The organism is Blastomonas sp. (assembly GCF_041747255.1).
Lineage (GTDB): Bacteria > Pseudomonadota > Alphaproteobacteria > Sphingomonadales > Sphingomonadaceae > Blastomonas.
Map to the genome: position 1 here is coordinate 1 of NZ_JBGTFM010000369.1, position 5,860 is coordinate 5,860.

General features: G+C 60.9%; 5 protein-coding genes and 1 pseudogene. 4 read left to right on the forward strand and 2 right to left on the reverse strand.

Annotated features, from left to right (window positions below; translation table 11 throughout):
• Positions 1–1,833 (forward strand): tetratricopeptide repeat protein (locus tag ACEW8G_RS12520; protein WP_373488747.1); only part of this gene is annotated, 1,833 nt, incomplete at its 5' end.
• A gap of 8 nt (positions 1,834–1,841) precedes the next feature.
• Here the strand turns inward: ACEW8G_RS12520 and ACEW8G_RS12525 are convergent.
• Positions 1,842–2,189, reverse strand: coding sequence for a GntR family transcriptional regulator (locus ACEW8G_RS12525; protein ID WP_373488748.1), 348 nt, complete (start codon positions 2,187–2,189; stop codon positions 1,842–1,844).
• 82 nt (positions 2,190–2,271) lie between these two features.
• Complete coding sequence (locus tag ACEW8G_RS12530; RefSeq protein WP_373488749.1) at positions 2,272–2,865, reverse strand: nitroreductase; 594 nt, start codon at positions 2,863–2,865, stop codon at positions 2,272–2,274.
• A gap of 150 nt (positions 2,866–3,015) precedes the next feature.
• On the opposite strand from ACEW8G_RS12530, the gene ACEW8G_RS12535 reads away from it, so the two are divergent.
• The 3 genes and pseudogenes from ACEW8G_RS12535 to ACEW8G_RS12545 all read left to right on the forward strand — a co-directional run.
• A complete protein-coding gene (locus ACEW8G_RS12535) occupies positions 3,016–4,599 on the forward strand; it encodes a peptide MFS transporter (protein WP_373488750.1) in 1,584 nt (527 codons plus the stop codon).
• A gap of 32 nt (positions 4,600–4,631) precedes the next feature.
• Positions 4,632–5,369: a hypothetical protein gene (locus tag ACEW8G_RS12540; protein ID WP_373488751.1), complete on the forward strand. Its 738-nt coding sequence runs from the start codon at positions 4,632–4,634 to the stop codon at positions 5,367–5,369.
• Between the two features lie 223 nt (positions 5,370–5,592).
• Positions 5,593–5,860, forward strand: a pseudogene (locus ACEW8G_RS12545) (amidohydrolase); the annotation flags it as partial.

Genomic DNA, 5,860 nt, shown 5'->3' on the forward strand with positions numbered 1-5,860 from the left:
CGGGTTTTTCTCGCGCTGTTCGATGCCGCCGGGGCCGAAGCTGAGCTGACGCGCGCGCTAGAACTCGGCGCGAACCGCGACATCGTGCGCGCGCTGATGGCCGAGGCCCTGCTGCTCCAGAACCGCGCCGATGCGGCGCTCGAATGGATGAGCGGGGGGTCCGTGCCAATTTCCGACGCGGCCTATGCCGCGCGCACTTTGGGCCGCATCCATATGGCGCTGGGCGACACCGCCCGCGCCCGCAGCGCGTTTGACCAGGCGCTCGGCTTTGCCCCCGATGATTCGATGCTGTGGACTGATATCGCCCGGTTCCGCAGGTTCGCCGCCGATCAGGCAGGCGCTGCTGACGCCACAACCCATGCGGTTGAGCTTGACCCCCGCAACGTCCGCGCGCTGCAACTGCGCGGCGAGCTGATCCGCAGCCAGTTCGGTCTCGCGGCGGCACTGCCCTGGTTTGAACGCGCGCTGGCGATCGACCCGAATGATGTCAGCGTGCTTGCCGAATATGCCGCGACGCTGGGCGACATGGGGCGGATGCGCGACATGCTGAACGCGGCGCGGCAGATCGTTGCGTTGCAGCCGACCAACCCGCGCGGCTATTTCCTGCAGGCGGTGCTCGCGGCGCGCGCGGGCGAATATAGCCTCGCCCGAAACCTCATCCAGAAGACCGGCGATGCGCTGTCGGATGTGCCCGCAGTGATGCAGATCGAAGGCGTGGTCGAATTCCAGCTGGGCAATTATCGCAAGGCGATCAACCGGTTTGAACGGCTTGCCGATGCGCAGCCGCACAACCGGCGGGCAGCAGAGCTGCTTGCCCGCGCGCTCTATGCCGAAGGCGAGCATGAATTGCTCCTTTCGCGGTTCCGCACCACTGCTGATCGCGGCGGCGCAAGCGCCTATCTGCTCACTTTGGTGGCACGCTCGCTCGAAGCGATCGGCGATGGCCAGGCCGCGACAGATTATCTGGCGCGCGCCGCCAATCCTGATCTGGCACCGCTGATCATCCTCAATGAAAATGATCAACGCTGGCAGTTGGCGCAGGCAGCGGGCGCCGCGCCAGGCAATGCACAGATGGTCATCCCCTATATCCGCGCGCTGGTCGCCGAGCGTGATTTTGAAGCGGCCACCCGGCTTGCCGAACCGCTGGCCGCCGTCAGCCCCGGCGTGCCCGACGCACAACTTCTGCTGGGCGATGTCTATCTGGCATCCGGCGCACCTGCGAGAGCGCTGCCGTTTTATGAGCGCGCCGCTGCCCTGTCGCTGTCAGAGCCGGTGGTGCGCAGGCTGGTCGTCGCCTATAGCGAAACCGGGCGTGGCGACGATGCCAATGCCGTGCTTGTGCGCCTTGTCGGCTATAGTCCTGCGCATACCGGTGCGCTGAGGCTACTCGCCAATGCTTATATCGATACAGGCAACTGGGCGCAGGCGAGCATTTTGCTGAAAGGCTTGCAGGCACGACTGGGCAACAATCAACCCGTTTTGCTGACAGATCTTGCGCTGGCCGAGGTGCGGATGGGCAGACCCGCTGATGCGGTGCGCCATGCGCGGCTTGCCTATCACGTGCAGCCCGGCAATGCGCTCGCCACGCACATACGCGGGCTGGCGCAGAGCGAGGCCGATGGCAATGCGATGGTCGCGGTGGAACTGCTGGAAAAGGCAAAGAGCCTGAACCCCCGCAACCCGTGGCTGCGCTATCATCTGGCGCGGGCCTATGCAGAGGCGGGCAAGAACAGTCAGGCGGTGAGCGCACTGCGCGCCTCGCTCAGCCTCGGTGCATTTCCTGAACGCGCACAGGCCAGCGCAATGCTGCGGGCATTACAACCGAGCGGCTGAGGGTGAGGTCAGGCCTCCTCGCCTGCCAGCAGGTTTGCCGGTGACAGGCCAATGCGCTGCATCTGACGCAGCACCGGCGGCCAGACATTCTTGAGGAAATCATCGCGTTCCAGCGTCCGCAAGCGTTCGGTCGCGCCCTTGGCGACATACATGCCGACCCCGCGCTGCACCTCGACCAGACCCTGATCCTGAAACATCTGATAGGCCTTGGCAACGGTAAGCGGATTGGCGTGCTGCTCGGCGGCAAAGGCGCGCACAGAGGGCAAAATGTCGCCTTCAGCAAACTGCCCGTCGAGAATGGACGCTGCAATAATGTCGCGCAGCTTGAGGTATACGGGTTTCGAAGTATCTGCCATCACTGCATCACTGCCATAATACAGCGCGGCAGGTCAAGCACATTCAATCCGGGGCTATGTTGCGCAGCAAATGTGCGGGATTTCAGGCCACTGGCCCCGGCCAGAGGCTGAACACGCTGGCGATATCCGGGCGCGGCCGTTCTTCCAGCGTCTGGCTGGGCGATCCGATGAAAACAAAGCCCGCGATGCGTTCGGGCGCTGCGCCAAACTGATCGCGCACCGCGTCGCTATACGCGGGCCAACCGGTGATCCAGCCGCCAACAAATCCCGCCGCATGCGCCGCGTGCAGCAGGTTCATCACAAATGCTCCCGTCGACAACTCCTGCTCCCATAGCGGAATCTTGCTGGTTGCTTTGGGGCTGTGCAGCACCACCAGCAGCGCGGGCGCGTAATGTGCGAAGCTCTCCATCGCCTCGATCTCCAGCCGGCCCGCTTCGGGCTTCTCGGCGCGATAGGCGGCGGCCAGCAGGTCGGCGAGCGCGTCGCGCTGACCGGCGGCAACATGCACCACGCGCCACGGGGCAAGCTTGCCATGATCAGGGGTGCGCGATGCGAGCGCCACCATCGCCTGCAGGGCGTTTTCATCGGGTCCGGGTGCCACAAGGTCACGCGGACGGCCCGACCGGCGGCTCGGCAGATAGCGGGCCAGGCTAGTCAAATCATTGAATTCGTGCATTTTCTGGTTCCAGCAAGACAGGGAAACGGGCAAAGATGGTATCGATTGAAACAAGGCGCTTCACAGGCCCGCGTTTTTGGTTAGGTTGTCGCGCTTGGCAAGCCGGTCAAGGGGCGGACCGGCTTTGATACGCACGGGAGATATGCGACAATGGCCAGCGGCTATGCAATGAGCGGCGATGCAAAGGGCACGTTTCTGGGACATCCCAAGGGGCTATACGTACTGTTCTTTGCAGAAATGTGGGAACGTTTTTCATATTACGGCATGCGCGCGCTGCTGATTTTCTACCTCACCAAACACTGGCTGTTTTCTGACGAAAAGTCTGGGGTCATCTATGGCGCCTACACCGCGCTGGTCTACATCACACCTGTTCTGGGCGGCTATCTGGCAGACCGATATCTGGGCCAGCGCAAGGCGGTGACCTTTGGCGCGGTTCTGCTGACCTTCGGGCATTTCCTGATGGGATTTGAAGGCAGCGGCGGGCAGGATCCCGCCTCGCTCAACATCTTCTGGTTGGCTTTGGCGTTCATCATCGTCGGATCGGGTTTTCTGAAGGCGAATATCTCGGTGATCGTCGGCCAACTCTATCCGCGCACCGATGTGCGCCGCGATGGCGCCTACACGATCTTTTACATGGGTATCAATCTAGGGGCCTTCCTCGGTTCGCTTGCCTGCGGTTATCTCGGCGAAGTGTATGGCTGGTCCTATGGTTTTGGCGCAGCCGGGGTCGGCATGCTGCTTGGCCTTATCGTGTTCATCATTGGCAAGCCCTATCTGTGCGGACGCGGCGAATCGCCCGATCCGGTCGCGCTCGCCACGCCGGTGATGGGCATCAAGAAGGAATGGCTGCTCTATGCCATCGGCGTTGCCGCCGTGCTCGGCATCTGGGTGATGATCCAGTATCAATCGTTGGTCGGCTGGGCTTTGCTCGTCGCCGGGATCATCCTCGTCGGCTATGTCCTGCTGACCGCCGTGACCAAACTGGCGCCGCACGATCGCGACCGGATTTTCGCCGCGATGTTCCTGATCCTCGGCTCTATCCTGTTCTGGGCGTTGTTTGAGCAGGCAGGCTCGTCGCTCAACCTTTATACGGATCGCTATGTTGATCGTGGCGGGGTGCCTGCGTCGGTGTTCCAGTCGGTCAACGCGATGTACATCGTGCTGCTCGCGCCGCTGTTCGCCATCGTATGGACCTGGCTTGGCCGCAAGGGTCTTGAGCCTTCCGCACCTGCCAAATTCGGCCTCGCGATGATCCAGCTGGGCGGCGGCTTTCTCGTGCTGGTGGCAGGCGCAGCGGCAAGCGGTCTGGGCGTGCCCACCCCGGTGCTGTTCATCTTCCTGATCTACCTGCTGCACACCACCGGAGAGCTGTGCCTGTCCCCGGTTGGCCTCAGCGCGATGAACCGTCTGGCCCCGGCGCACATGGCCTCGCTGATCATGGGCACGTGGTTCTTTGCTTCGGCTGCCGGTAACTTCGTTGCCGGGCTGATCGCGGGGGCCACCGGATCGGAAGCGGCAAGCGGCGAAGGTGCAGGGCAGCAGACGGTGCTGGATGTTTACTCAAACATCGGCTGGATCGCGATTGGCGTCGGCGTTGCCGTGCTGGTCATTTCCCCGCTGATCAAGAAGCTGATGCACCTCGATACGCTGAAAGATGCAGAGCCGCTCGCGGGCGAGGCAGAGCTTGGTGAGAACCAGGCCGCTGGCGTGCATCCGGCTACGCGCGGCGTTTAACAAAGGTTTTTGGCTAGTGCGGTGGAGGGGGAATGGAGGCTGCACTTTTCTATGCCGCATCGGTGGTCGACCGGGTTATCGCCGATCTGCCTATATGGATTGCTTCAGTCGCCGCCGTCGTTACATCGGTCATAGCAGCGTATCAGCTTTCGCGGATTAGCGAAGCCAACGTTAATGCGACCAAAGTTGCGCGAGCGAGCCTGATTTTGGAAATTGACGCCATGTTTGAGGGCGGCGACGTGCTGGAATCGCGCAAGGTCATCCGCACTTTGCGGAATAAATGCGTTTTCGTTGCGCGGGCTCAAATCGATGAAGAGGTAAACCAAGGCCGAGTCTATGACAGCCAAGGGCGCAAGTCCGCAGAGTATGCCCTCAGCTGCGAGATTTTCTCGCAACAGCTCGACTATCTTCTTGGTCGTTATGTGAGCGTCAACAAGCGCATCGACCCGGCTTCGAGTCGCATGGCGAATGACGACAAATCAGTCGAAGCGGACATTTATTCTCGCTACATGCGCCTGCCCTATTGGCTCGAAACCGTAGCCATGTTGACGAGCCAAGGATTGCTGCCGCAGAACGAGGTATTTGAGCTATACGATGAACTCTACGCAGGTATCATGCCTTATTTCCTCAAACATATTGAGAACCGGCGGGTTGAGGGTGCGCGACAGAACCCCAATTTTCTGATCTTTGCGACCAATATGATTGAACCTGCCAAACAGTGGCGACAGCAAAAACGCGAGTCGAGATTAGCTGTTAAAGGTGCTCGGTAAGGCGTGACAGGGCAGCCTTGATAAACCGGGATCAGATACCTTCTTTATTGCTCATCTTTTCATCCTGACAGATCCACATCAAGCGCACACACACTATCTAGGCCCTGCAACCCTATATGGCAAGGGTAAAGCAATGGTTTAAAACGCCAATCACATGAGTGGGTCCGTGTTTGACAGGGCAATCTGGATGTGTGACCAAGATCAACAGGCAGGATCCGGGGTAATGATGAAACAGTCAGCTATTGCAATGTTGTGCTTCGCAGTCGTCGGCTGCGCCAATACGGCTTCGTCTGACGGGCCGTCCACGGCGAGCAGCACCAGCGCATCCAGAACGCGCGTCAGCTTCAACGAGAACCCCTATCCCAGCACGTACCACCCCTATGGCGGCACGGCGACCGCGATCCGCAACGTCACGATCTTCGATGGCGAGGGTGGGCAGATCGATAATGGCGTGGTGTTCTTCTCTGACGGCAAGATCACCGCAGTCGGCG